This window comes from Patulibacter brassicae (assembly GCF_033949425.1).
In the GTDB taxonomy this organism is placed as follows: domain Bacteria; phylum Actinomycetota; class Thermoleophilia; order Solirubrobacterales; family Solirubrobacteraceae; genus Patulibacter; species Patulibacter brassicae.
The window spans coordinates 179,597-203,483 of the sequence record NZ_JAXAVX010000005.1 but is presented as its reverse complement, the minus strand read 5'-3'; the positions used below and the strand labels follow the sequence as shown (position 1 = coordinate 203,483).

Genomic DNA, 23,887 nt, shown 5'->3' with positions numbered 1-23,887 from the left:
CCCGATGAGCGCCCTTCCTGCCTCCGCGGACGTCGGCGTGATCGGCGCGGGCATCGTGGGCCTCGCGACAGCCCGGGCGCTGCGGCAGCGGGGCGCGACGGTGACGATCTACGAACGTGGCGTCGCCGGCGCGGGGCAGTCCGGAGGAGAGTCCCGCGTCTTCCGCCACGCTCACGACGATCCACGACTCGTCGTCGCCGCGCGCGACAGCCGAGCGATCTGGGACGAATGGGCCGACGAGCTCGGGATCGAGACGGTCTCGTCCGACGGGGCGCTGACCATCGGCCCACACGTCGACGCGAAGCTCGCGCTGCTGCGAGACGTGGACGGGATCGGAGCCCACGAGGTCGACCCGAGCGACCTCGCGGAACTCCTCCCGCTGCTCGGACCGTTCGACGGCCCAGCATTCCTGGACCCACGCGGCGGCAGCATCCGGACGACCGCGACGATCGAGGCACTCGTCGCCGAGCTCGCAACAAACCTCGTGCACGACGAGGTGCTGCAGGTGCGGCAGACCAGTGCAGGCCGGACCGAAGTGCGTACGGGCGGAAGGACGGTCCAACACGACCACGTCGTTGTCTGCGCCGGCCGCGGGACACCGGCGATTGCGCGCAGCGTCGGCCTCGAGCTCCCGGTCAAGCAATCCACGCACGTCCGGTGCACCTTCGAGCCGGCAGACCGGCCGCCGCCCCGAGCCGCCTGCCTGCAGGACAGCAGCGGCGTCTTCGGCGAGACCGGCATCTACGCGGCCTCCGGCCCGGATCGCGCGACCTATGCGGTCGGACTGAGCGACACCGCGGGCGTACGAGACGACGGGACCATCATTGACGCCACCGCGCTCGCGGACCTCGCGGACCGCGCCGCCAAGTACGTCAGCCGGGCGCTCCCTGGCCTGAGCGCGGTCCCGATCGGGGTGCGCCACTGCTGGGTCACCGAGCTTCCGTGGAGCTCAGACGGCGTCGCCGCGTGGTCGCGGCCGGGCCTGACCCTGGTGGCCGGCCACAACCTCTTCAAGCTCGCTCCGTGGCTCGGCGGACTGCTTGCCGCAAGCGCGTTGGGAGACGGGCTCGACGACCGACTGCGACCCGAGTCGCGCCTGGGCGCGGCACCGGAGAGCAACGCGTGACCTTGGTCCCACGGGAATCCATGGCGGCGCCGGCGATCACCCGTGGGGGCCCAGACGAGCGCTCTTGACCACCCGTGTCGGAGCTGGTGATCAGCAAGCCGACGCTCGGCGGAGCGATCAAGCCGAGCGGCGATCCGCTACCCACTCGCGCTACCCACTCGTGACCGCGGCTCGGAATCGGGCTCTTTGGTCAAGGCTCCGAAAAACACAGAAACGCCTGCGAGGCAGGCGTTCTTGGTGGAGGTGGAGCCTAGGGGGATCGAACCCCTGACCTCCTGCTTGCAAAGCAGGCGCTCTCCCAGCTGAGCTAAGGCCCCGCGCCCGGAACGGTAGCGCGGGGGCGGGGCGCGCGGGCGGCGGTCAGGCGAGTGGGGCGGGCTCGCGGACGCGGGAGGAGAAGCGCAGGGCGGGGTCCTCGACCGGGCCGTGGAGCAGGCGGTCGCGGTCGGCGACGTAGCCCTGGTCGACGGTCCAGGGGCCGTGGGAGCCGCGGCGGGGGAAGGCGCCGATCCCGCGGCGCATGTAGCCGGCGTCGAACTCGAAGATGAGCTCGCGCTGCACCGACGGGTCGTCGAGGACCGGGGTCATCACCTCGTGGCCCTCGCGCTCCATGTGGTCCAGGAGGCGACAGAGGTGCTCGGCGACGAGGCCGACCTTCAGCGTCCAGGCGACGTTCACGTAGCCCAGCGCGAAGGCGAAGTTCGGCACGCCACTGAGCATCATCGCCCGGAACGCGACGGTCTCGTCGAAACGGACCGGCTCGCCGTCGACGGTCATCTCGACGTGGCCGAAGGGCAGCATGTTCAGGCCCGTCGCGGTCACGACGACGTCGGCCGGCAGCTCGCGGCCGGACCGCAGCAGGATCCCGCCGGGCGTGAAGCGCTCGATCTCGTCCGTCACCACCGACGCGTCGCCCTTGCGGATCGCCTTGAACAGATCCCCGTTCGGGACCGCGCAGAGGCGCTGGTCCCACGGGTCGTACCGCGGCTTGAAGTGCTCGTCGACCGGATAGCCGCGGGGCAGCATCGCCTTCGTCACCGCCCGGATGAGCCGTCGCGACCCGCGCGGGTACCGCTGGCAGCCGGCGTAGACCCCGCGCCACATCGCGATGTTCATCCGCCGCGTCAGCTCGAACGCGCGCTGCTCGGGCAGCACCCGGCGCATCGCGTTGGCGATCGCGTTCTTCCGCGGCACCGGCAGGATGTAGGACGGCGAGCGCTGCAGCATGGTCACGTGCCCGGCCGTGCCGGCCATCGCGGGGACGACCGTCACGGCCGTCGCGCCGCTGCCGATCACGACCACGCGCTTGCCGGCGTAGTCGAGGTCCTCCGGCCACTGCTGCGGGTGGACCAGCTCGCCCTCGAACGTCTCCTCGCCGGGGAACGTCGGGCGGAAGCCGGCGTCGTGGTCGTAGTAGCCCGTGGCGCCGAACAGCACCCGGCAGGTGAGCTCGCGCTCCTCGCCGTCGACCGCGACGGTCACCGTCCAGCGGGCGTCCTGCGACGACCACGCCGCGCCGAGGACCTGGTGGCCGAACCGGATCCGCTCGCGCACGCCGTGCTCGGCGGCGGCCTCCTCCAGGTAGTCCACGATCTCGTGGCCGTCGGCGAGCATGTTGTCGCTGCGCCACGGCTTGAAGGCGAAGGCGAACGTGTGCAGGTCGGAGTCCGAGCGCACGCCGGGGTACCGGAAGAGGTCCCAGGTGCCGCCGATCGCCGCGCGCCGCTCGAGCACCGCGAACCGCACGTCCGGCAGGCGGTCGGCGAGCTGGCACGCCGTCCCGATCCCGGAGATGCCCGCGCCGACGATCAGCACGTCGAGGTCGATGTCCCGCCCGTCGTTGCTCATGGGCCGACCGTAGGCCGCGCCGGACCGCGCGCCGATGTGGCCTCGCCCGGGAAGCGGGCAGGGATGTGTGCGACCGCCCGTCGCCCACCGTTGCCCGCGGGCGCGACGCGATGGGAGACTCGCCGCCATGGGAGCGGGGACGGCGCTGCTGGGCGCGATCGCCGAGCGGGTGGAGGACGAGCTCGAGCCGCTCGTCGACGAGATGGTCGAGGCGATCGTCGAGGTCGTCCCGGCGTTCGACGGCGACGCCGTGATCCGGCTCGAGGTCGCCGCGAGCTGCCGGGGCAACGCCCGCCGCTTCCTCGCGATGGCCGCACGCGGCGAGACCGGGTTCGAGCGCGCCCCGGTCGACGTGCCGCCGGAGGCGCTCGACGTCGCCCGGACCGTCGTGCGACGCGGCATCGAGTCCGACGCGATCTACCACGGCTACCGCCAGGGCCAGCAGGTGCTCTGGCGGCGCTGGATGACCGCCGCCGAGCACCTCGCGCCCTCCAAGCGCGAGCTCGTGGCGACGCTCGACCTCTCCCTCGCGGTGCTCTTCCGCTACGTCGACGAGGTCGTCGTCCGCGTCGTCGCGGAGATGCAGCACGAGCGCGACCAGGTCCTCGGCGGCGCGCTCGCCCGGCGCGCGGAGACGATCCGGCTGTTGCTGGACGGCGCGCCGATCGGGCAGGACGCCGTCGCCCAGCGGCTGGGGATCGACCTCGCCCGGCACCACACCGCCGCCGTGCTCTGGAGCGACCGCGCCGATCTCGACGGCGGCGCGCTGGAGACCGCCGCCGTCGCGCTCGCGCAGGCCGTCGGCGCCCGCCCGCCGCTCATGCTCGCCGCCGGCGTCACGACGCTCTGGGCGTGGCTCACGACCGACGCGCCGATCGAGGCGCCGGAGCACCTGCCCGCGCCGGGCGCGACCCGGCGCACGGCGCCGACCCAGCCCGCGCGGTCGGCGCCCGGGGCACCCGCGCCCGCCGGGCCCACCGCGTCCTCGCGCGCGGACGCCGTGACCGGTGCGCCGTCGTCCGGCGTCCGCGTCGCGATCGGCCCGACGCTGCCCGGCGCGCTCGGGTTCCGGCGCAGCCACGGCGCCGCACAGGCGATGCACCGGCTGCTCGCCGCCGCCCCCGGCGGCGCGCCGGTCACGACGTACGCCGAGCTCGAGATCACGACGCTCGCCGCGGGCGACGAGGACCGCGCCGCCGACTTCGTCCGCCGGACGCTCGGCCCCCTGGCCGAGGACGACGCGACCGCGAACCGCCTGCGCGAGACGCTGCGGGTGTTCCTCGACGAGGCGGAGAACGCGCCACGCGCCGCGGCGCGGCTGCACGCGCACCGCAACACGGTCCTGCAGCGCGTCGCCCGCGCGACCGCGCTGCTCGGCTACGCGCCCGGCGAGCGGCGCCTCGCCGTCGAGCTCGCGCTGGAGCTGCGCCGGCGGCTGGGGCCGCCGCGGTCGGCCGGTGGCCCGTCGTGACGGACGGCCCGGACGCGGTCGGCGGCCGCTCGGCCCCCGGGCTCAGCGCAGCGAGGCCTCGTGGACGACCCCGTCGCGGGTCCAGGCGGCGCGATCCTGCCAGACGCGCAGGCCGCTGATGCCGGTACCGCGGTCGAGCAGGCGGGGGATCGCCCGCCCGTCGTCGTCGCGCGCCAGGCCCCACAGCTCGAGCGCGTCGCCGGGAGCGGCACCGGCCGCGGGCGTCGCCCAGAGGAGCCAGCCGCGGGCGCCGACGGCGAGCGCCGCCGGGTCGCGCGCCACGCGCGCCTCGAGGCGGCGGCGACCGGTCCGCAGGTCGTAGCTGGCCACCGTCCGCTCGGTGCACTCGGGCGCCCCGAGGACCTTCAGGCACATCGCGTCGGCCACCGACAGCCCGAACCCGACGATGCCCCCGGCGAACCGCACCGGCGCGAACGTCGGCTGCGCGCCGCTCTCCATCCACCACAGCAGCCGCGGGGCGCGACCGAGCAGGCAGGCGTAGACGCTGCGGTTCGGGCCGTACAGGTCGTCCCCGCCCCAGTCGAGCGTGAAGAGCCGGGCGTCGACGCCGCGGCCGACCGTCCGGGCGCCCCGCCGGGCGCAGCGCTCGGCCGGGCGAGCGACGGCGCGCCGCGCCGGGGCGCCGCGGTGTCGCGGCCGCCCGCCCGCGGGCGGCGTCCCGGGTGCCCTTCGCAGCGCCGTGCGGCCGCCCCGTCCCGTCGTGGGGCCGGTCGGTGCCGCCGTGCGCGCGTCCCGGGGCGCCGCGCGCGGGGGCCCCACCGTCGCGCCGTCGACCGCGACGGTCGTGCGCGGGGCCGGGGCGCTCGCGGCTGCGGCGTCGCTGCCCCAGGGCGCGGTCGTCACCGCCATCGGCGTCGCCGCGGTGGCCGCGATCGCCGCGAGGACGGTGCACCGGCGTCGGAGGAGGGGGCCGGGACGGGCGGGCATCGTCCGCCGACCGTACGGCGGCCCACCCGTGCGCGCACGGCATCCGGCACCGGCTCGCGACCGACCCGGGCGCCCGCCGATCGCCCCGGACGAGCACCCGCCCGGTCCCCGCGGGCGCGATCGGCGAGCATCGGGGCATGAGCGACGCCGACGACACGACGACGATCCAGGGCTGGCTGGCCGCGTTCGCCGAGGCCTCCGGTGGCCCGGCGCCGACGAACGAGGAGCTCGCCGCGCTGCTGGACCTCGCGCGCCACGCCGCCCACCGCTCGCAGCGCCAGGCGGCCCCGATCGCCTGCTGGATCGCCGGCCGGACCGGCCGGCCGGTCGACGAGCTGCTCGCGCTCGTCGAGGACGATCCCCGGCTGCGCGCCGAGGACTGAGCCGGCTGGCGCGCGTCGTCGCCGGCTCAGCCGCGCTGGGCGCCGGGCTGGGGCTCGAGCAGCAGCGCGGCGCCCCAGATCGTCGTGATGACCTCGGGCAGCGTCTGCTCGTCCGGCAGCTCGGGGTCGCGGCCCGCCCGAACGACGAGGCGCAGGGTCGACTCCATGAGCGCGGTGCCGAGCAGCTGCGGGTCGATGGCCGTCCGGCCCAGCCGCTCCTCGCGGCGACGCCGGAGCTCGTCGATCATCGGCTGCGCCAGGCGCCGCCGCATCTCGGCGGCCGCGACGGCGAGCTCCTCGTCCAGCGGGGCGTTCGTCAGCACCGCCTCGAGGATCGCGCGATGGCGCAACCAGACCTCGAGGCTCTCGCGCGCGGTGCGGCGCAGCGCCTCGACCGGGTCCTCGCGCGCGTCGCGCCGCACGAACGCCGCCACGTGCTCGTCGATCTCGCGCAGGGCGTCGTCGAGCGCCGAGCGGGCGACGGCGAACTTCGTCGGGAAGTGCGTGTAGAAGGTCGAGCGCGCCACGCCCGCTGCCTGGAGGAGCTCCTCGACGCTGATCGCCTGCAGCGGCCGGTCCTCGAGGAGGCGCGCCAGCGCGTCGACGACGACCTGCGGGTCGGTCGGTCGGCGCCCCCGTCGGCGGGGCTGGTCGGGCTCGCTCGCCATGCGGCATCCGACCCTAGTCCGTCGTCGCGGCGGGTGACGCACGGGTCCTCCGCCCGCCGCCCGGACCCGACGACGGCCGCCCGTGGATTGATTCCGAACTGCATGTATGAATATTCTTTCAGCGCATGGCCTCGACGATCGTCACCGTCCCGCCGGAGCGCGGCGCCGGCCCCTCCACGTCCGGGTACGGCGCGCGACGCAGCAGCGCCGTCGTCGCGGTGGCCAGCGCCGCGGCCGCGACGATGTTCCTCGCGATCACGACCGTCCTCGCGGCGGTGCCCGAGATCGCCGGCGACCTCGACGCCACGCAGCGCCAGCTCCAGTGGGCGGCCGACTGCTACCCGCTGGCGCTCGCGTCGCTGCTGCTGCCGTCGGGCGTCCTCGCCGACCGGTTCGGTCGCAAGCGGTTCCTCGTGGCCGGCCTGTCGCTGCTCGCGCTCGGGCTGCTCGGCGCGAGCCAGGCGCGCGACCCGACGATGCTGCTCGTGAGCCTCGCGGTGGCCGGCGTCGGCTCGGGCATCGGATTCCCGAGCACGCTCGCGTCCGTCACCGGCGTCGTCAGCGCGCGGCGCCGCCCGACGGCGATCTCCGTCTGGGCGGCCGCGGTCCCGGTCGGCGGGCTGTCGGGCGCGATGCTCACCGGCGCGGTGCTCGAGGTCGGGACCTGGCCGTGGGCGTTCGGCGCGGCGGCGGTCGCCGCCGTCGCGTGCCTGCTGCTCGCGCTGCTCGTCGTGCCGGAGACGCGCGATCCGCGGCACACGACGCTCGACGTGCCGGGCGCGCTGCTCTCCGCGGCGGCGGTCGCGGCGCTCGTCGTCGGGCTCACCGAGGGGCCGGTCGCGGGCTGGGTCGACCCGCACACGCTCGTGCCGCTCGCCGGAGCGGTCGTGCTCGGGCTCGCCTTCGTCGCCTGGGAGCTCCGCGCACCGGCGCCGCTGCTCGACGTGCGGCTGTTCGCGATCCCGGCGTTCGCCGCGCCGGTGCTCGCGATGACGCTCATGTTCGGCGGGCTCTTCGGGATGGTCTTCCTCGCCTACCAGTGGGAGGCGTACGTCCTGGGCTTCCGCAGCCTCACCGCCGGGATCGGGCTCGCGCCGATGGCGATCACGATGCTGCCACTGGCGCTGCTCGGCAACCGGATCGCGCGCCGGATCGGCTTCCGTGGATCGCTCGCCCTGGCGCTCGCCGCCGGCTGCGTCGGCTGCGTCGGCTTCGCCCTCTCCGGCCAGACCGACTCCTATCCGCTGTTCTTCGTCGCCATGGTCGTGTTCGGGGCGTGCATCGGCCTCTCCGCCGGTCCGGGGACCGACGCGATCAGCGCCCCCCTGCCGCCGGCGCGCCAGGGCGTCGCCTCGGCCGTCAACGACCTGGCACGCGAGCTGGGCGCGACGCTCGGCATCGCGATCTCGGGCACCGCGTTCAACGCCGCCTACCGCGCGCACGTCCGCGACCGGCTCGAGACGACGAGCGACCCGCTCGCGCAAGCCGTGCTCACCTCCCCGGGCGCCGGCGAGCGCGCCGTCGCGGCGGCGGGAGACGCCGGCACGCGCCACCACGAGGTCCTCGTCGGCGCGGCCGGCGCCGGCTGGAGCACCGGTGCCGTCGTCGCGGCGGGGGCGTTCCTCGTCGCGCTCGTGCTCTTCCTCGTCTTCTACCCCCGCGGCGAGGCGGGCCGGCCCGCGGGGCCGGCCGGGACCTGACGGACGCGGCCCGTCGCGCGTGCGGCGGATCAGCGGTCGCGGGACCTCCTCCGCGCATGGTCCGCGCGGGCCGCGGGCAGGTCGAGAGCCTGCGGCGGGGGGAACGTCCCTCGAGCGCCGAGGGAGCACGTCCGGGGAGAGGGTCCGTCGGCCGTCGGCCGTCGGCCGGAGACCGGAGACCGGAGACCGGAGACCGGAGACCGGAGGCCGCGGACGGGAGACCGGGGGCCGCGGATGGGAGACCGGGGGCCGCGGGGGCCGCGGATGGGAGACCGGACGCCGGGGACGGGGACCGGCGACCAGCGACGCCAGCCTCCTCCGCAGCGGCTGCTCGTGGGGCGCGGGGAGGTTGGGGGCGTGCTGCCGCGTGGATGTCCTCCGCGTGCCGAGGCCGGGCGTCCGGGGGAGGTTCCGGAGCCGGGCGGCCGGCGACCGGCGGCCGGCGACGCCAGCCTCCTCCGCAGCGGCTGCTCGTGGGGCGCGGTGGAGGTTGGGGGCGTGCTGCGGCGTGGATGTCCTCCGCGTGCCGAGGCGGGGCGTCCCGGGGAGGTTTTGGAGCCGGGCGGCCGGCGACCGGCGGCCGGCGACGCCAAGCTCCTCCGCGCTGGCGGGGCGCGGGGGAGGTAGGGGGCGTGCGGCCGTGGGGACGTCCTCCGCGTGCGAGGCAGGGCGGTGTCGGGGCCGGGCGACCGGCCGCCGGCGACGACGACCTCCTCCGCGGACGGTTCTGGCGGACGCGGGGGAGGTGGTGAGCGTGCCGCGGCGGGAACGACCTCTGCGCGCCGAGGACGAAGGGTCCCGGGGGAGGTTCGCTCCGCCGACCGCCGACCGCCGACCGCCGACCGCCGGCCGCCGACCGCCGGCCGCCGACCGCCGGCCGCGGACGCGCCGACTGCCGACCACCGACGGCGGACCATCGACGGCGGACTGCCGACCATCGACTGCGGAGCATCGACTGCCGACGATCGACCGCGGACCGCGGACCGCGGACGACGATCCCGCTCGCCCGGTGCCGGTCAGCCGCCGAGCACGAGGACGGCGACGACCATCGAGGCCACCGCGGCGGGGACGGAGCGCCGCAGGACCGCGCCGAGGCGGACCGCGACCCCTTCGCGGCGGCAGGTCTGCCACCAGAGCCACGCCGCGAGCGAGCCCGTCACGAAGAGGTTCGGGCCGAGGTTCAGGCCGACGAGGAGCGCGTCGGGATGCGCGGGCGGGACGGCGGAGAGGAGCGCCGTCGCCGGCAGGTTGTTCACGAGCACCGTCGCGAGGGCGGCGAGGCCCGCGGTCTCGGCCGGCGACGCGCCGTCGAGCAGGGACGACGGCCCGTCCCACCGGAGCGCGAGCCACCCGAGCGCGACGACGAGGGCGAAGAGCCCGGCGAGCACGCCGGGGCCGACGGCGTCGATCCACGTCCGCACCGGGACGCGCGCACGGCGGGCCTCGGCCGCGGCGGCGACGAGCGCGATCCCGAGGACCGGCAGTGCGGGCTGGCGCACGAGCACGATGCCCACCGCCGCCGCCAGGACCGCCACCACGGCGACGAGGTCGGGCGCGGGAACGCCTCCTCCGACCGCCTCGCGAGCCGGCTCCACGGCGGGGCCCACGGCCGGCCCCACCGTCGGGTCTGCGGCGGGGTTCGCCGTCGGGTCTGCGGCGGGGTTCGCCGTCGGGTCTGCGGCGGGGTTCGCCGTCGGGTCTGCGCCGGGCCCCACCGCCGGGTCCGCGGCCGGCCCCACCGTCGGGCCTGCGGCGGGGCCTCGCGTGGGGCCTGCGGCGGGGTCTTCCGTGGGGCCTGCGGCGGGGCCCATCGCCGGGCCGGTGACGCCCACGGCCGTCCCGAGACCCGGGCCCACCGCCGGGCCGGCCGCCGCGGCGTCCCGCCCCGTCCCGGCGAGCACCGGGTCGGGGCGTCCCCGACCGTCGAGCAGGAGCAGGACGAGCGCGGTCGTGACGGTCGCGGCCAGCGCCGGGCCGCCGAACGTGCCGAGCCACGAGCCACCCAGCTCGCCCGCCTCGCGCACGACGAGGTTCGTGAGGTTCGCCCCGGGCAGCAGGAGCGACGCGCCGTTGGCCATCACGAGCGCGCCGATCGCGGCCGGCCGGGGATCGAGACCGCGGCGGCGCGCCGCGACGACGAGCACGGGGGTCACGAAGACCACCGCGGTGTCGAGATTCAGCACCGCGGTCACCGCCGCGACGAGCAGGAGCCCGGCCAGGAGCAGGACGACGGGCGGTCCGGGCAGCCGCTCGAGCCCGGCGCCGGCCCAGCGGAACAGGCCGCCGCGATCGGCGACGGCGCCGAGCAGGAGCAGCGCCGCGACGAGCACGAACGCCGGCCAGGCCCGCTCGATCGAGAGCGCGAGGTCACCCGTGGCCAGCGGCACGCACGGGACGGTACCCCTCCGCCGGCGCCGTCCCGTCCTCGGTCGTCCTCCCGCCGTCTCCGTCGGCATGCCCGGTCTCCGGCTCGCGCGCGCCGCGTTCGGGCCCGGGCCGATCCCGTCCGGTCCGCGCCGCCTTCCCCGTCGCGCCGCCTCCCGCCCGCGCTCGCGGGCCGGTCGGTCGGAGGGGATAGCGTCGCGGGCATGAGCACCGAGAGCCCCGTCCTCCTCGACGGCACGCTGCCGCGCCTGGACGGCACCCCGCAGGACCTCGCCGAGTACCGCGGCAAGGTCGTCCTCGTCGTGAACACCGCCAGCGCGTGCGGGCTGACCCCGCAGTACGAGGGCCTGCAGGCGCTGTACGAGCAGCACGGCGACGCGGGCCTCGTCGTCCTCGGCTTCCCCGCGAACGACTTCCTCGAGCAGGAGCCCGGCAGCGACGAGGAGATCGGCGCGTTCTGCCAGCGCAACTACGGGGTGACGTTCCCCCTCTTCGCGAAGCACACCGTCCTCGGCGAGCAGGCGACGCCGCTCTTCGCCGAGCTCACGAAGGCCTCCGAGGCACCGGAGTGGAACTTCACGAAGTACCTCCTCGACCGCGACGGCCGCTTCGTCCAGCGGTTCGGCGCGCGGACCGAGCCGAGCGACCCCGAGCTCGTCGGCGCCATCGAGCGCCTGCTCTGAGGCCGCGCGCGCGACGCGCCGGCGGCTCCAGGGCACGCTCCGGGGCGGCTCGCGGGGCCCGGACATCCCCGCCGCCCGGGCTGGACGGAGGGTCGATGCGCGAGCCCCGGGAGCTCGTGCGGACACCCTTCGTCCAGCCGCTGGACGGGTGGCGGAGGCGGAGGACGAACGTTCAGGGTGACCGCCTGGACACCCGGCGGATCGGGGCGGAGGTGGACGGCAGACACACGGTGAGGCGGCCGATCCGCCAGCCGTGCAGCTCGCCGGTCCGTCGTTCGTCGCCTCCCGCCGCTCCCCCTCGTGGGGAAGCCGGCGGGCGCTCCTCCTCGCCGTCCTCGCGACCATCGTCGCGTCGCTCCTCGCGGGGCTGCCGGACGGTGCCTCGGCCGACGCCCGAGCGACGGCGCGGGTCGTCAACGGCGGGGCGATCTCGGCGGCGAGCGCTCCGTACCAGGTCGTCCTGTGGAACCCGCGGCGCTACCCCGACGCGAGCCTCAACACGCCGTACAACACCCAGTTCTGCGGCGGCACGATCATCGGGCCGCGGACGGTCGTGACCGCCGCGCACTGCGTCGACGACGACCGGACGGGCACGATCAGCACGAGCGCGGTGCGCGTCCTCGGCGGGATCGCCACGATGCCCCGCAGCACGGTCCTGCCCTCCGACGCCGTCGGCTCGGCGGTGAGCGCGATCCGGCTCTACGACGAGAACGGCGACGGCCGCAGCGACTTCGACAAGCGCACGATGCGCGGCGACATCGCGGTCCTGACGCTCACCGGCGCCCTCTACTCGGGCACGCCGGCGACCCGGGCGAAGGTCGCGCCCCTCGCGCTGCCCTCCGGCGACGTCGCGGCCGGCACGACGAGCCAGGTCAGCGGGTGGGGCGGCGTGCTCGCCCAGCCCGTCGGCGGCTCGGCGAAGCAGGACTACCCGGGCGAGCTGCGCGCCGGTCTCGTCCAGCTGCTGTCGCCCGTCCTCTGCGCCGCGCGCTACGCCGCCGCCGGGGTGACGCTCACCGACACGATGCTCTGCGCGACGACCGACGCGCGGCCGACCGTCGACGCCTGCCAGGGCGACAGCGGCGGGCCCCTCGCCGCCGCCCAGAACGGCGTGGCGGTCCTCGTCGGGGTCGTGAGCTACGGCATCGGCTGCGCGCTGCCGCAGTTCCCGGGCCTCTACACCCGCGTCGCCCACGCGCAGATCTCGGCGTTCGTCCGGCGCGAGCTCGGCGCCGCGCCGACCGGCCCCGGTGACGCGGTCGCGTCCGAGGCGACCACCGACGCCGGCGCCGCGGGCGACGACGCGATCGCCCCGACGGCCCGCGTCCGCTCCCGCTCCTGCGACGCGCGGCGCTGCATCGTTCGGGTCCGCGTGTCCGACCCGCTGCCGAGCTCGGGGATCGCCTCGGTCACCGGCACGCTGCGCTGGACGGCCCAGGCGGCCTGCGGCCGCGGTGCGCGCCGCACGACCTGCCGTCGGACCCGCACCCGGACGCTCCGGGGCCACCACCGCGCCGGCGCGATCTGGCAGATCCGCACGCCGCGGCTGACCGGCGCGACGTACCGCCTCGCCGTTCGGGCCGACGACGTCGCCGGCAACGTCTCCAGCGGCACGTCGCGCACGACCCTGCGGCGCCGGTCGCGCTGAGGCGGACCCGAGCACGACGCCGCGGGGTCGGGCGCACCCCTGGACAGGACGCCTCGCCGCCCGGCGCGCGGCTCAGCGCCGGCGGGCGCCGACGAGCTGCAGGACGCCGGAGACCTGCTGCTCGACGTCGGTCAGCCCGAGCGCGGCGAGGCGCGTGGTCACCTCGTCGCGCCCGAAGACCCGCAGCCCGCTCGGCGCGGCGGCGAGCCGCTCGATCGCCGGCAGCGGTCCGGGACCGCGGACGCAGCTCGTCAGCACGACGAGCCGCCCGCCGGGGGCGAGGACGCGCGCGAGCTCCTCGAGCACCCGCTCGGCGTCCTCGACGAGGTAGAGCGCCCCGAGGCAGGTGACCGCGTCGAAGGCCCCGTCGACGAACGGCAGCGCGCCGGCGTCGCCGAGGACGTAGGCCGCGCGGGGGTCGGTCGTCTCGGTCACCGCGGTGCGCAGCATCGCCGGCGCGGCGTCGAGCCCGACGACGAGCGCGTCGTCGCCGAGGCGGGGCAGCAGGCGCCGCGTCGTGTTGCCCGGACCGCAGGCGACGTCGAGCACGCGCCGGGGCGGCCCGTCGCCGTCGAGCCCGAGCAGCCGGTCGATCTGGCGCTGCTCGGCGGCGGTCGTCCGTCCGCCGGCGGCGGCGGTGAACGCGAGCGGCCGCCACGCCCGCTCGTAGATCAGCGGCAGGAGCCGCCAGCGCATCGCGCGCTGCGCGAGGCTGCGCGCGGGCGAGGGCCCGCTCGGACCGGGGGCGGGGTCGCGCGCGGCGCCGGTCGTGTCGACGAGGCCATCGCGGTCGACGGCGACGACGCCCGGCGCCAGGAGCGGGGCGAGGCGGTCCAGCGGCGGCGGGGCGACGGCGTCGCTCTGGGGGCTCGCGGAGGGCACGGACGGGAGTCTCCTGGATGCGCGCGACGAGACAGGGCGCGGTGCCCCCGCGGACGCCGGCGGCGACGCTGCGCACCGGCGGAGCGAGCGCTCGGGGACGGGCGCACCGGCGTGGTCCGAGGCCCCGGGAGGACCGGGACGGACCCGCCCGGCGGGCCGCGCCCGCGGGAGCCGCCCGGCCGCGCACCGGGACTCGACGCTCCGACAACCGTCGCCGTGACGTCAGCCGCCGGTGGCGTCGCGCTCCTCGCTGGCGTCGCCGGTGGGGTCGCGCCGCGCGACGACCCACGCGGCCAGGGGCGTGCCGAGGAACGCGCCGATCGCTGCGGCGAGGACGTCGCGCAGTCCGCCGTCGACTCCGGCGAGGGACAGCACGAGTCCCGTCAGGACGATCGCCACGACGACGATCGCGAACGAGACGACGAAGATCCGTCGCGTCGGGCGGGCGACGTACGTGCGGAGGGACATCGCGGTCAGGCCGGGCGCCGGACGGGCCGCGCCGCGCGGCGGGGAGCGGGCGTCGGAAGGGGGGACATCGCGACCGAGCCTAGATCATCGACGCCGGGATCTCGCGGCCCGGATCCCCCGGCGCGACGGCCCCGCGGCGGGTCGAGCGCGCGCGCCACCGCCCGCGCGACGGTCCGGGGGCGCGTCGAGCGCCCCGGGCGGGCCCGCGCCGCTCAGACCGCGCGCGGCCGCCAGCGCAGGCCGAGCACGAGCGCGAGGACGAGCGCGACGAGCGCGGCGCCGCCGACGCCGGCGGTCAGCTCGCGCTGCTCCTCCTCGCTGCCGACGCGCTGACCGAGGCGCTCGTAGATCCGGCGCAGCTCCGACGCGTCGTCGACGGTGAACGCCTGCCCGCCGGAGATCCGCGCGATCCGCCGCAGCGTCGCCGGGTCGGGGGTCGCCGCACGCGTCTGCGGACCCTGGCTCCACCCGCCGGGACCGACGCCGCCGGGCACCTGGTACGTGCCGTTCGGCGTGCCGAGCGCGACGGTGTAGATCGGGATCCGCAGCTGTCGCGCCACGCCGGCGACCTCGACGGGGTCGGCCCCGCCCTGGGCGGCGCCGTCGGAGAGCAGGAGGATCGCGCCGGGCGAGCGGTCGCTGCCGCGCGCGTCGCCCTCGGCCTGCAGCGCGTCGAGCGCGACGGAGAGGGCATCGCCCGTCGCGGTGGCCCCGTCGGCCTGCAGGCTCTCCAGCGCGGAGCGGGCGGCCTGGCGGTTCGTCGTCGGCTCGACGATCGTGTGCGGGGTCGTCGAGTAGCCGACGACGCCGACGCGGACGCTGCGGGGCACCGTGCGCAGGAACTGGATCGCCGCCGCGCGCGCCGCGTCCAGCCGCGTCGGCGGCACGTCCGTGGCGAGCATCGAGCGCGACGCGTCGCTGACGAGCATCACCGAGGTGCGCTTCTCCGGCACGGCGACGGTCCGCTGGGGACGGGCGAGCGCGAGGACGAGCAGCGCCACGGCGAGCAGCAGGAGCGCCAGCGGCAGCCACCGGCGGTGCGACGGCGTCGCCGGGACGACGGTCCGTAGCGTCGCGAGCGCCGGCATCCGCACGACGTGCCGGTTCGGGCGCCGGGCCGCGGCCCGGATCGCGAGCAGCAGGACCGGGACGAGCAGCAGCGCCAGCAGCGACCACGGGGCGTGGAGGCTCATCGCAGCCCCCGTCCGAGCGCCCGCAGCCAGTCGCCGTCGGTCTGCACGACGAGATGCCGCGCGCGGGTCCGGCGCAGCGCCTCGTGGATCGCGGCGCGGCGGCGCGCCTCGGCCTCGGCGAAGCGCTCGCGCAGCACGGGGGAAGAGGTGTCGACCTCGAGCTGCTCGCCCGTCTCGGGGTCCTCCATGAGGACGACGCCCGCGTCGGGCAGCTGCTGCTCGAGCGGGTCGACGACCTCGGCGACGAGCAGCCGGTGGCGCTGACCCAGCAGCGCCAGGCGCCGCTCCCAGCCCGACGGGTCGCGCAGGTCGCTGACCACGACGACCATCCCCGGCTTGCGCGCGACCTGGTGGACGCGGCGCAGCGCCCCGGCGAGGTCCTCGGGCGAGCGGCGCCGGTCGGGGCCGACGCCCTCGGCGAGCACCCGGTCGATGGCCCCGAGCGCCGGGCGCCCGCCGGCGGGCGGGAGGAAGGTCGCGCCCGCGGGCCCGCCCCAGCGCAGCAGGGCGATCCGGCCGCCGCGACGGACCGTCAGCCGAGAGACGACGCGCACGACGCCCTCGGCGACGTCGGACTTCAGGCGGTCGCGGGTGCCGAAGGCCATCGACGCGGAGACGTCGAGCACGACCCAGGTCGTCAGCGCGCGCTCGGGGACGTGCAGCCGCACGTGCGGCTCGCCGGTCCGGGCGCTCGCGGACGCGTCGAGGTGGCGCACGTCGTCGCCCTCGACGTAGGGCCGCAGCTGGCTCAGCTCCGTGCCCTGGCCCATGCCGGGCGCCTGGTGCTCGCCCGGCAGCACGCCGCTGGCCCGCCGCGCCAGCGTCAGCTCGAGCGCGTGGACCGCGGCGCCGTCGACCGGGCCGGGGCCCTGCCGGCCCGGCGGGTCGATGAGCTCCGTCTCGCGCATGGGTGCGGGTGCCCGGGGCCCGGGTCAGGCCGCGACGTCGACGGCGTGGTCGTCGCCGAGCGCCTCCAGCCGGCGCCCCTGCCCGTCGCCGCTCGTCGGGTCGACCGCGTCGAGGACCTGGGCGAGGACGTCGTCGGCGGTGATCCCGTCGGCGTGCGCCTCGTAGGAGAGCACGAGCCGGTGGCGCAGGACGTCCAGCGCGAGCGAGCGCACGTCGCGCGGGGTGACGTAGTCGCGGCCGCGCAGGACCGCGAGCGCCTGCGCGGTCTGGATCAGCCCGATCGGGCCGCGGGGGCTGGCGCCGACCTCGATCGCGTCGCGCAGGTGGCCGAGGCCGTAGCGGTCGGGGTGGCGCGTGGCGTCGGCGAGGCGGACGGCGAACCGCACCGCCTGGCCGTCGGCGTGCGCGGCGCGGACCGTCTCGCGGTGCTGCAGCAGGCGCTCCGGGGTGAGCACCTGGCGCACCGCGGCCGGGGCGGCGACCGCCTGGCTGACGACCGTCGCCTCGTCCTCGAGCGTCGGGTAGTCCACGAGGACCTTCAGGAGGAAGCGGTCGACCTGGGCCTCCGGCAGCGGGTACGTGCCCTCGGACTCGATCGGGTTCTGCGTCGCGAGGACGAGGAAGGGCGAGGGCAGTGGGTGGGTCTGGCCGCCGAGGGTGACCTGCCGCTCCTGCATGACCTCCAGCAGCGCCGACTGGACCTTCGCGGGCGCGCGGTTGATCTCGTCGGCGAGCAGGAGGTTGCCGAAGACCGGGCCGAGCTGGATGTCGAACGTCCCGGTGTCCGGGCGCCAGATCCGCGTGCCGACGAGGTCGGCCGGCACGAGGTCCGGCGTGAACTGGACGCGCCGGAAGCTGCCGCCGAGCACCGTCGCGAGCGTCTTGACCGTCAGGGTCTTCGCGAGGCCGGGCACGCCCTCCAGCAGGACGTGCCCGCCGGCCAGCAGCGCGACGAGCACGCGCTCGAGCATCGCGTCCTGGCCGACGACGACCCGCTTGACCTCGTGCAGCACGGCCTCGAGGTCGCGCGCGGCGTCCTCGATCGGCGTGGCGGGGGCGGGCGGCGTCGTGCTCACGTCGACGACGCTACGCCCTGGGCCGTCAGTTGTGCGTAAGACGGCGCATCGGCGTCGTCGCCCGGCAGCCGGACCGTCACCTCGAGCCCGCCCTCGGGGCGCGCCGCGAGCGTCAGGTCGCCGCCGTGAGCCCGCACGACCGCCGCGACGATCGACAGCCCGAGGCCGTGGTTGCGCCCGTCGCCGTGACGGCCGAGCCGCTCGAACGGCGCGGTCAGCCGCTCGAGGTCGTCCGGGTCCACGCGCGGGCCGGTGTTCGCGACGCGCAGGACCGCCGTGCCGGCGCCCGGGCCGCGACCCGCCGCCCGCTCGGTGGCGACGCGCACCCACCCGCCGGGGCGGTTGTACCGGCACGCGTTGTCCAGCAGGTTCGCCACGACCCGCGCGAGCAGGGCCGGGTCGCCGACGACCGGCGCGGGCGCGGCCTCGAGCTCGACCGCCGGCGCGTCGCCGGGCAGGTCGGCGAGCGCCGTGCGCACGAGCCCGTCGAGCGCCACCGGCCGACGCTGCAGCGGGGCCCGCTGCGCCCGGGCGAGCGCCAGCAGGCTCGCGAGCAGCCCCTCGAGCTCGTCGACGTCGCCGAGCGCCTGCTCGCCCATCCGGCGCAGCGCCGCGACGTCGGCGTCCGGATCGGCGAGGGTCACCTCGATGTCGGTCCGCAGGGCCGTCAGCGGCGTGCGCAGCTCGTGGCCGGCGTTCGCCACGAACCGCCGCTGCCGGTCGATCCCGGCGGCGAGCCGGTCGAGCATCGCGTCGAACGTGTCGGCGAGCTCGCGGACCTCGTCGCGGGGACCGTCGAGGGCGAGCCGCTCGTCGAGCTGCTCGTCGCTGACGCGGCGCGCGGTCGCGGTCACCCGCTTGAGCGGGCGTAGCGCCCGGCCCGCGGCCCACCAGCCGGCGGCCCCGGCGAGCAGGGTGATCCCGACGAGCGTCAGCGCGAGCTGCAGCGCCGCGTCGGAGAGGATCGGCGCCGCGAGGTCGCTGGGCAGCGTCCGCCCGAGGTGCCGGTCGAGGATCCCGTAGGCGACCGCGAGCACCACCGAGGTGCCGATCGCGAACAGGGCGGTCGACGTCGCCGTCAGGCGGGCGCGCAGCGGCAGGCGACGTCGGGCGCGGCGAGGCATCGGTCAGAGGCGATACCCGACGCCACGTACGGTCTCGATCAGCGCGGGCTCGCCGAGCTTGCGCCGCAGGGTGACGAGGACCATCCGGACGCTGTTCGTGAACGGGTCGACGTTCTCGTCCCAGACCCGCTCGAGCAGCTGCTCGGCGGTGACCGTCGCGCCCTCGGCGGCGAGCAGGACCTGCAGGACGCCGAACTCCTTCGGCGACAGGTCGAGGTCGCGGCCGGCACGCCGGGCGACGTGGCGCGCCGGGTCGAGCTCGAGGTCGCCGCGGCGCAGGACCGTCGGGCGGACGTCGCCGGTGCGCCGGCCCAGCGCGTCGATCCGCGCGCGCAGCTCGGCGTAGCGGAACGGCTTCGTCACGTAGTCGTCGGCCCCGAGCGCGAGGCCGTCGACGAGGTCCTCGAGGGCGGCAGCGGCCGTGAGCATGAGGATCTTCGTCGCGGGCTGCTCGGCGTTCAGCGTCCGGCAGACGTCATCGCCGTGGAGGCGCGGCAGGTCGCGGTCGAGCACGACGACGTCGTAGGGGTGCACGCGCGCCTTGAAGAGCGCCTGGTCGCCGTCGGGCGCGAGGTCGACCGCGAACCCGTCGCGGCGCAGGCCGCGAGCGAGGGCGTCGGCGACGCGGGGGTGGTCCTCGGCGACGAGGACCCGCACGTCAGAGCTCCTCCGCGCGCAGGCGGCGGCTGCGGCGCTCGTCGTGCGCGCAGTCGACGGCGCGCCAGCGCGGCGCCCGGTCGTCCTGCGCCTCGTCGTCCTGGACCTGGGCGGGCCGGCGGCGCTCGGCGCGTTGCGCGACCTGCTGCTCCTGGACGGCGCGCTGCTGCGCGGTCACCGCGGCGGTCCGCAGCGGGCCGTCGAGCCCGGCGAGGCCGGTCGTCCCGACGCCGAGCAGCGCCGCACCGGCCGAGCCCGCGAGGAGGAGGGGGAGCGCGGCACGGGCGGAGCGCATGGGACATCCAGGGAACCGCACGACGCTCAGGCGACCCTAAAGCCCGGCCGAGTGGTTCCTGGGACATGATGCCGTAGCATCACGTGCGTGCGCACCACGCTGGACATCGACGACGACGTCCTCCTCGCCGTCAAGGAACGCGCCCGGCGGGAGCGCCGTAGCGCCGGCGCCGTGGTCTCGGAGCTGGCGCGGCGCGCGCTGGCGGGCGGTCCGCTCGAGGGCGCGCCGCCGAGCCTCGGGTTCCACACGATCCCGCGGCGCGACGCCGTCGTCACGACAACGCTGGTCGACGAGCTGCTCGACGAGTCCGGCGAATGAGAGCCCTGCTCGACGTCAACGTCCTCATCGCCCTGCACGACGAGTCGCATACGCAGCACGTCGCCGCGCGGCGGTGGGTCGCCGAGGAGATCGCGGCGGGGTGGGCCTCCTGCGCACTGACGGAGAACGGCTTCGTCCGAGTCGTCTCGCAGCCGCGATATCCCGCCGACGTCTCGCCGTCGATGGCGATCGAGATGCTCCGTGCCGCGACGAGCACGCCGCACCACGAGCGGTGGCCCTGCGACGTCGCCCTCTGGGACGGGTCGGCGATCGACGCGACCCGCGTGCACGGGCCGAAGCAGGTCACCGATCTGTACCTGCTGGCCCTTGCCGTGCGGCACGGGGGGCGTCTCGTGACCTTCGACGGGCGGATCCCCCGGTCGGCCGTGCCCGGCGCCACGGACGAGCACCTCGTCGTGCTCTGAACGTGGATCCCGGCTGGGGTCCAGCGCCGACGGGTCGGGGAGCCGGACCCCGGGTCCTCAGAGGACGCGGCCGAGGAGCAGCAGCGACGCGCCGGCACCGCCGAGCACGAGCAGCAGCGCGATCCCGACCGGGAAGACAGCGAGCTCCTCGTCCTGCTCCTCGGTCGCCACGGCGCTGCCGAGCTCCTCGTAGACCTGCCGCAGGGCGGCGGCCGAGGGCGCGTCGGAGTACGTGCCGCCGGACCGGTCGGCGATCTCGCGCAGCGTCCTGCGGTCCGGCGGAACGCGCTCGCGCTTCACGGACCCGTCGGACGCGCGGCTCTCGAGCACGCCGTCGTCGGTGCCCAGCGCGATCGCGTGGATCGGGATCTCGTAGCGCCCGGCGGCCCGGGCGACCGCGGCCGGATCGCGGCCCTTCACCGACTCCCCGTCGCTGAGCAGGATGATCGCCGAGGGCACCTGCGAGCCGAAGGCCAGCGACTGCTGGCGCAGCGTCCGCACGGCGACGGCGAGCGCGTCGCCCTCCGCGGTGCTGCCACGGCCCGTCAGCCGGTCGATCGCGCGCGCGACGCGCTCGCGGTCGGTGGTCAGCGGCGAGACGAGCCGCACGCGGTGGTTGAACGCGATCGCGCCGACCCGGATCTGGTCCGGGACCTCGTCGAGGAACTGCGTCGCGGCGGCCTTCGCCGCGTCCATCCGGGTCGGGCTGACGTCGCGGGCGCGCATCGAGCCGGAGCGGTCCGTGACGAGCAGGACGCTCGCCTGCTCGACCGGCACCCGCGTCTGGTGCTCGGGGCGGGCCAGCGCGACGAGCAGCGCCGCGATCGCCAGGCCGTACGCGGCGGGGCCGACGTGGCGCCGCCAGCCGGACGGCCGGGGCACGACCGACGGCAGCACCGCGGCGCTCGCCAGGCGACTGCCGCGCCGCCGCTCGGCCTGCCAGTAGCCCCACGCCGCGATCGGCAGGAGCAGCAGCAGGAGCAGGAGCAGCGGCTGCCCGAAGCCGAAGGCGAGGGGCATCACGGGATGAGGCTCCCGCCGCCCCCGGAGCCGCCCCCGGACGACGAGCCGCTCGCCGCGGCCGGTCGCTCGCCGAGCCGGACCTCGACCGTCCGGCGGTCGCCGTTGCGCTCGACCTCGATCTCGATCGTGTCGCCCGGCTTCTTGCCGTTGACGATCGCGGAGACCTGGTGGTCGCGGTTGATCTGCTGCCCGTCGACGCGGGTGATGACGTCGCCGTCGCCGGGCTCCCCGCGGTTGAGGTCGCTCGCGCTGGAGGCCCGCAGGCCCGCGTCGCCGGCCGGGCCCCCGGGGACGACCGAGCCGAGGGCGACGCCGTCCACGCCGGGGAGCTCGGCCATCGAGATGCCGAGCCAGGCGTGCCGCACCTCGCGGCCGGCGGCGAGCGTCGGCACGACGTTCGCGACGGTCTCCGACGGCACCGCGAAGCCGATCCCGATGTTCCCGTTCGAGCCGGCGCCGGAGGTCGCGATCTGCGAGTTCACGCCGATGACGCGCCCGCGGACGTCGAGCAGCGGACCGCCCGAGTTGCCCGGGTTGATCGGCGCGTCGGTCTGGATGACGCGGTCGATGCTGAAGCCGTTCTGCGCCTGGATCTGGCGGCCGATGCCCGAGATGATGCCGGCCGTCGCGGTGCGCTCCAGGCCGAGCGGGAAGCCGATCGCCAGGACCGGGTCGCCCGCTTCGACCTTCGACGAGTCGCCGAGCTTCAGGACGGTGAGCTTCGGGGCGTCGGACGGGTCGACCTTGAGGACCGCGAGGTCGGAGGAGACGTCGGTGCCCAGCGTGCGGGCGCGGATGAGCGGCCCGTCGTCGTCGAAGCGCACGCGCACGTCGCGCGAGCCGTCGATGACGTGGGCGTTCGTGACGATCGTGCCGTTGCCGTCGTAGACCCAGCCGGTGCCGCTGCCGCTGCTGGTGCGGATCTGGACGACGCCGTCGCGCGCTGCGTCGTAGGCGCCCTTCAGCGGCGCGGCCGTGTTGCCGTTGGGCGGGTTTACGAGCGTCACGTCCTCCGTGCGGCTGCTGCCGAGGAGCATCCCGACGGTGATGCCGGCGACGACGAGCGCGAGCGCGGCGATCGCGACCGCGGCCCGCAGCGCGCGGGTGCCGGCGATCAGCGGCCCGGCGACGAGCGGTCGGCGCGGGGCGCGCTCCGGGCGCGGCTCGTGCGGCGCGGTCGCGGCGCGCGCGTCGTGCGGGGCGGTCGGCGGGGTGGAGGGCGTCGGCGACGGGCGCGGCGGGGCGACGGCCGTCGGCTCCTCGCCCCCGCGCGGTCCTCGCGAGCCGGCCGACGGCGGCTCGCCGTCGAGCCAGCGCCGATCCTCGTCGGCGTTGTCGTTCCAGAGCGAGCGGCGATCGGGCATCGGGGAGGCCGCGGGGCGAGCGGCACGTCGCAGCTTGGCGCACCCCGCGTCAGTCCAGGGTAAGGCGGGCGTTCGCGGACCGCGCCGCGTCGGGCGGGCGGACCGTCGCCGCGCCGGGAGCGGGTCCCGGCGCGGCGACGATCGAGCGGCGATCAGACCGTCGCGACGCCGCTCAGGAGCTCGCCGGCGACCCGGTCGGTCGCCCCGTCGGTGCCCCCGAGGAGGCGCCGCGTGAGCTGCGCGCGCCGGAAGAACAGCGGCGCGTCGTGCTCCCAGGTGGCGCCGATGCCGCCGTGGACGGAGATCGTCTCGCGGCTGGCGACCTCCAGCGCGTGCCCCGCGCCCGAGCGAGCGGCCGAGGCGGCGAGCGCGAGCTGGGCGTGGTCGTGCTCGTGCGCCCAAGCGGCGTAGATGAGCAGCGAGCGCGCGTTCTCCAGCAGGCGCAGCACCTCGACGAGGTGGTGCTTGACCGCCTGGTAGGAGCCGATCGGCCGTCCGAACGTCTGGCGCTCCTTCGCGTAGGCGACGCCCATCTCCAGCAGCGTCTCGACCGCGCCGACGGCGTCGGCGGCCAGCAGGGTCTGCGCGACGTGGAAGCCCGCGGCCAGGGCGTCGGCGTCGGCGTCCACCCGGCGGCCGACCGCGCCGTCCAGGCGGACGTGCGCCAGCGGCTGCGTGGCGTCGTAGCGGACGACCGGCTCGACGGTCACGCCGGCGGCCGAGGCGTCGACGATCGCGGCCACCGGGGCCGTCGCGTCGTCGTCGGTCACGCCGACGACGAGCAGGCGGTCGGCCTGCGCGGCGTCGGGGGCCCAGGCGATCTCGCCGGTGAGCGTCACCTCGTCGCCGCTCACCGCGGCCGACGGCGCGGCCGGGCGCACGAGGCCGCGGCGGGCGTCGCTCGTCCAGCGGGCGTCGCGGTCGGTCGGCGGCGCGACCGGCAGCCAGACGACGCGCTGCTCGCCACCCGCGGCGAGCGCGGCGTCCGCGTCGCCGGCGGCGTCGAGGATCGCCGCGGCCGGCAGCGCCGTGGCGAGGCCGAGCGGGGCCAGGCGCTTGCCGCCCTCCTGGACGATGAGCGCGGCGTCGTACAGGCCGAGGCCCGCGCCCCCGCGCTCCTCGCTCGTCAGCAGGCCGGTCCAGCCCTGCTCGACGACGGTCGGCCACAGCTGCGGCCGCTTGCCCTCGTCCTCGAGCGCCTCGCGGGCGGCGGCGACGGTGTCGACCCGCCCGAGCGCGCCGGCGGCGGCCTCGCGGAGGTACTCCTGCTCGTCGGTCAGCGACAGGTCCATG

General features: G+C 76.8%; 23 protein-coding genes and 1 tRNA gene. 8 read left to right on the top strand and 16 right to left on the bottom strand.

The window, feature by feature from the left end; all coding sequences use genetic code 11:
* Window positions 1-4: 4 nt before the first annotated feature.
* Complete coding sequence (locus SK069_RS12045; RefSeq protein ID WP_406628285.1) at window positions 5-1,126, top strand: NAD(P)/FAD-dependent oxidoreductase; 1,122 nt, start codon at window positions 5-7, stop codon at window positions 1,124-1,126.
* Window positions 1,127-1,370: 244 nt separating this feature from the next.
* Here the strand turns inward: SK069_RS12045 and SK069_RS12040 are convergent.
* Window positions 1,371-1,443, bottom strand: a tRNA-Ala gene (locus SK069_RS12040).
* Window positions 1,444-1,486: 43 nt separating this feature from the next.
* Complete coding sequence (locus SK069_RS12035) at window positions 1,487-2,974, bottom strand: flavin-containing monooxygenase (RefSeq protein ID WP_319954482.1); 1,488 nt, start codon at window positions 2,972-2,974, stop codon at window positions 1,487-1,489.
* A gap of 127 nt (window positions 2,975-3,101) precedes the next feature.
* Between SK069_RS12035 and SK069_RS12030 the strand changes: the two genes are divergently transcribed.
* Window positions 3,102-4,445 carry a PucR family transcriptional regulator gene (locus SK069_RS12030; RefSeq protein WP_319954481.1) on the top strand — a complete coding sequence of 448 codons (1,344 nt, stop codon included), beginning with the start codon at window positions 3,102-3,104 and terminating at the stop codon, window positions 4,443-4,445.
* Between the two features lie 42 nt (window positions 4,446-4,487).
* On the opposite strand, the gene SK069_RS12025 is transcribed toward SK069_RS12030, so the two are convergent.
* The gene (locus SK069_RS12025; RefSeq protein WP_319954480.1) at window positions 4,488-5,393 is read right to left on the bottom strand and encodes a hypothetical protein; all 906 of its coding nucleotides are present in this window, start codon (window positions 5,391-5,393) and stop codon (window positions 4,488-4,490) included.
* Window positions 5,394-5,530: 137 nt separating this feature from the next.
* Between SK069_RS12025 and SK069_RS12020 the strand changes: the two genes are divergently transcribed.
* On the top strand, window positions 5,531-5,776 hold the full coding sequence (locus SK069_RS12020) for a DUF6457 domain-containing protein (RefSeq protein ID WP_319954479.1): 246 nt from the start codon (window positions 5,531-5,533) through the stop codon (window positions 5,774-5,776).
* Between the two features lie 26 nt (window positions 5,777-5,802).
* Here SK069_RS12020 and SK069_RS12015 read toward each other — a convergent pair whose 3' ends face one another.
* On the bottom strand, window positions 5,803-6,444 hold the full coding sequence (locus SK069_RS12015; RefSeq protein WP_319954478.1) for a TetR/AcrR family transcriptional regulator: 642 nt from the start codon (window positions 6,442-6,444) through the stop codon (window positions 5,803-5,805).
* Between the two features lie 125 nt (window positions 6,445-6,569).
* Between SK069_RS12015 and SK069_RS12010 the strand changes: the two genes are divergently transcribed.
* Complete coding sequence (locus SK069_RS12010; RefSeq protein ID WP_319954477.1) at window positions 6,570-8,144, top strand: MFS transporter; 1,575 nt, start codon at window positions 6,570-6,572, stop codon at window positions 8,142-8,144.
* A gap of 1,016 nt (window positions 8,145-9,160) precedes the next feature.
* Here the strand turns inward: SK069_RS12010 and SK069_RS12005 are convergent.
* A complete protein-coding gene (locus tag SK069_RS12005) occupies window positions 9,161-10,531 on the bottom strand; it encodes an SLC13 family permease (RefSeq protein ID WP_319954476.1) in 1,371 nt (456 codons plus the stop codon).
* 201 nt (window positions 10,532-10,732) lie between these two features.
* Here SK069_RS12005 and SK069_RS12000 point away from each other — a divergent pair, with 201 nt between their 5' ends.
* Both SK069_RS12000 and SK069_RS11995 read left to right on the top strand, forming a co-directional pair.
* Window positions 10,733-11,212, top strand: coding sequence for a glutathione peroxidase (locus SK069_RS12000; RefSeq protein WP_319954475.1), 480 nt, complete (start codon window positions 10,733-10,735; stop codon window positions 11,210-11,212).
* Between the two features lie 253 nt (window positions 11,213-11,465).
* Window positions 11,466-12,860, top strand: a complete 1,395-nt coding sequence (locus SK069_RS11995; protein ID WP_319954474.1) for a serine protease — start codon at window positions 11,466-11,468, stop codon at window positions 12,858-12,860.
* Between the two features lie 72 nt (window positions 12,861-12,932).
* On the opposite strand, the gene SK069_RS11990 is transcribed toward SK069_RS11995, so the two are convergent.
* From SK069_RS11990 to SK069_RS11955, 8 genes are all read right to left on the bottom strand, one after another.
* Window positions 12,933-13,742: a class I SAM-dependent methyltransferase gene (locus tag SK069_RS11990; protein WP_319954473.1), complete on the bottom strand. Its 810-nt coding sequence runs from the start codon at window positions 13,740-13,742 to the stop codon at window positions 12,933-12,935.
* Between the two features lie 222 nt (window positions 13,743-13,964).
* Window positions 13,965-14,210, bottom strand: a complete 246-nt coding sequence (locus SK069_RS11985; protein WP_319954472.1) for a hypothetical protein — start codon at window positions 14,208-14,210, stop codon at window positions 13,965-13,967.
* A gap of 212 nt (window positions 14,211-14,422) precedes the next feature.
* A complete protein-coding gene (locus tag SK069_RS11980) occupies window positions 14,423-15,403 on the bottom strand; it encodes a VWA domain-containing protein (protein ID WP_319954471.1) in 981 nt (326 codons plus the stop codon).
* Entirely contained in the window at window positions 15,400-16,311 is a 912-nt protein-coding gene (locus SK069_RS11975; RefSeq protein ID WP_319954470.1) for a DUF58 domain-containing protein, read from the bottom strand. The genes SK069_RS11980 and SK069_RS11975 overlap by 4 nt, the downstream gene beginning before the upstream one ends.
* 24 nt (window positions 16,312-16,335) lie before the next feature.
* Complete coding sequence (locus SK069_RS11970; protein WP_319954469.1) at window positions 16,336-17,388, bottom strand: AAA family ATPase; 1,053 nt, start codon at window positions 17,386-17,388, stop codon at window positions 16,336-16,338.
* The gene (locus SK069_RS11965; protein ID WP_319954468.1) at window positions 17,385-18,512 is read right to left on the bottom strand and encodes a sensor histidine kinase; all 1,128 of its coding nucleotides are present in this window, start codon (window positions 18,510-18,512) and stop codon (window positions 17,385-17,387) included. Before SK069_RS11965 ends, SK069_RS11970 begins: the two co-directional genes overlap by 4 nt.
* A gap of 3 nt (window positions 18,513-18,515) precedes the next feature.
* On the bottom strand, window positions 18,516-19,169 hold the full coding sequence (locus tag SK069_RS11960; protein ID WP_319954467.1) for a response regulator transcription factor: 654 nt from the start codon (window positions 19,167-19,169) through the stop codon (window positions 18,516-18,518).
* Between the two features lies 1 nt (window position 19,170).
* Window positions 19,171-19,464 carry a hypothetical protein gene (locus SK069_RS11955; protein ID WP_319954466.1) on the bottom strand — a complete coding sequence of 98 codons (294 nt, stop codon included), beginning with the start codon at window positions 19,462-19,464 and terminating at the stop codon, window positions 19,171-19,173.
* 87 nt (window positions 19,465-19,551) lie between these two features.
* Here SK069_RS11955 and SK069_RS11950 point away from each other — a divergent pair, with 87 nt between their 5' ends.
* Together SK069_RS11950 and SK069_RS11945 are read left to right on the top strand one after the other, a co-directional pair.
* Complete coding sequence (locus SK069_RS11950; protein WP_319954465.1) at window positions 19,552-19,782, top strand: hypothetical protein; 231 nt, start codon at window positions 19,552-19,554, stop codon at window positions 19,780-19,782.
* Entirely contained in the window at window positions 19,779-20,207 is a 429-nt protein-coding gene (locus tag SK069_RS11945) for a TA system VapC family ribonuclease toxin (protein WP_319954464.1), read from the top strand. Before SK069_RS11950 ends, SK069_RS11945 begins: the two co-directional genes overlap by 4 nt.
* 57 nt (window positions 20,208-20,264) lie before the next feature.
* Here the strand turns inward: SK069_RS11945 and SK069_RS11940 are convergent, their stop codons facing one another.
* The 3 genes from SK069_RS11940 to SK069_RS11930 all read right to left on the bottom strand — a co-directional run bounded on the left by SK069_RS11940 (window position 20,265) and on the right by SK069_RS11930 (window position 23,886).
* Window positions 20,265-21,227, bottom strand: coding sequence for a VWA domain-containing protein (locus tag SK069_RS11940; protein ID WP_319954463.1), 963 nt, complete (start codon window positions 21,225-21,227; stop codon window positions 20,265-20,267).
* On the bottom strand, window positions 21,227-22,594 hold the full coding sequence (locus SK069_RS11935; RefSeq protein ID WP_319954462.1) for a S1C family serine protease: 1,368 nt from the start codon (window positions 22,592-22,594) through the stop codon (window positions 21,227-21,229). The genes SK069_RS11940 and SK069_RS11935 overlap by 1 nt, the downstream gene beginning before the upstream one ends.
* A 152-nt stretch (window positions 22,595-22,746) precedes the next feature.
* Window positions 22,747-23,886, bottom strand: coding sequence for an acyl-CoA dehydrogenase family protein (locus SK069_RS11930; RefSeq protein WP_319954461.1), 1,140 nt, complete (start codon window positions 23,884-23,886; stop codon window positions 22,747-22,749).
* Window position 23,887: the final 1 nt, after the last annotated feature.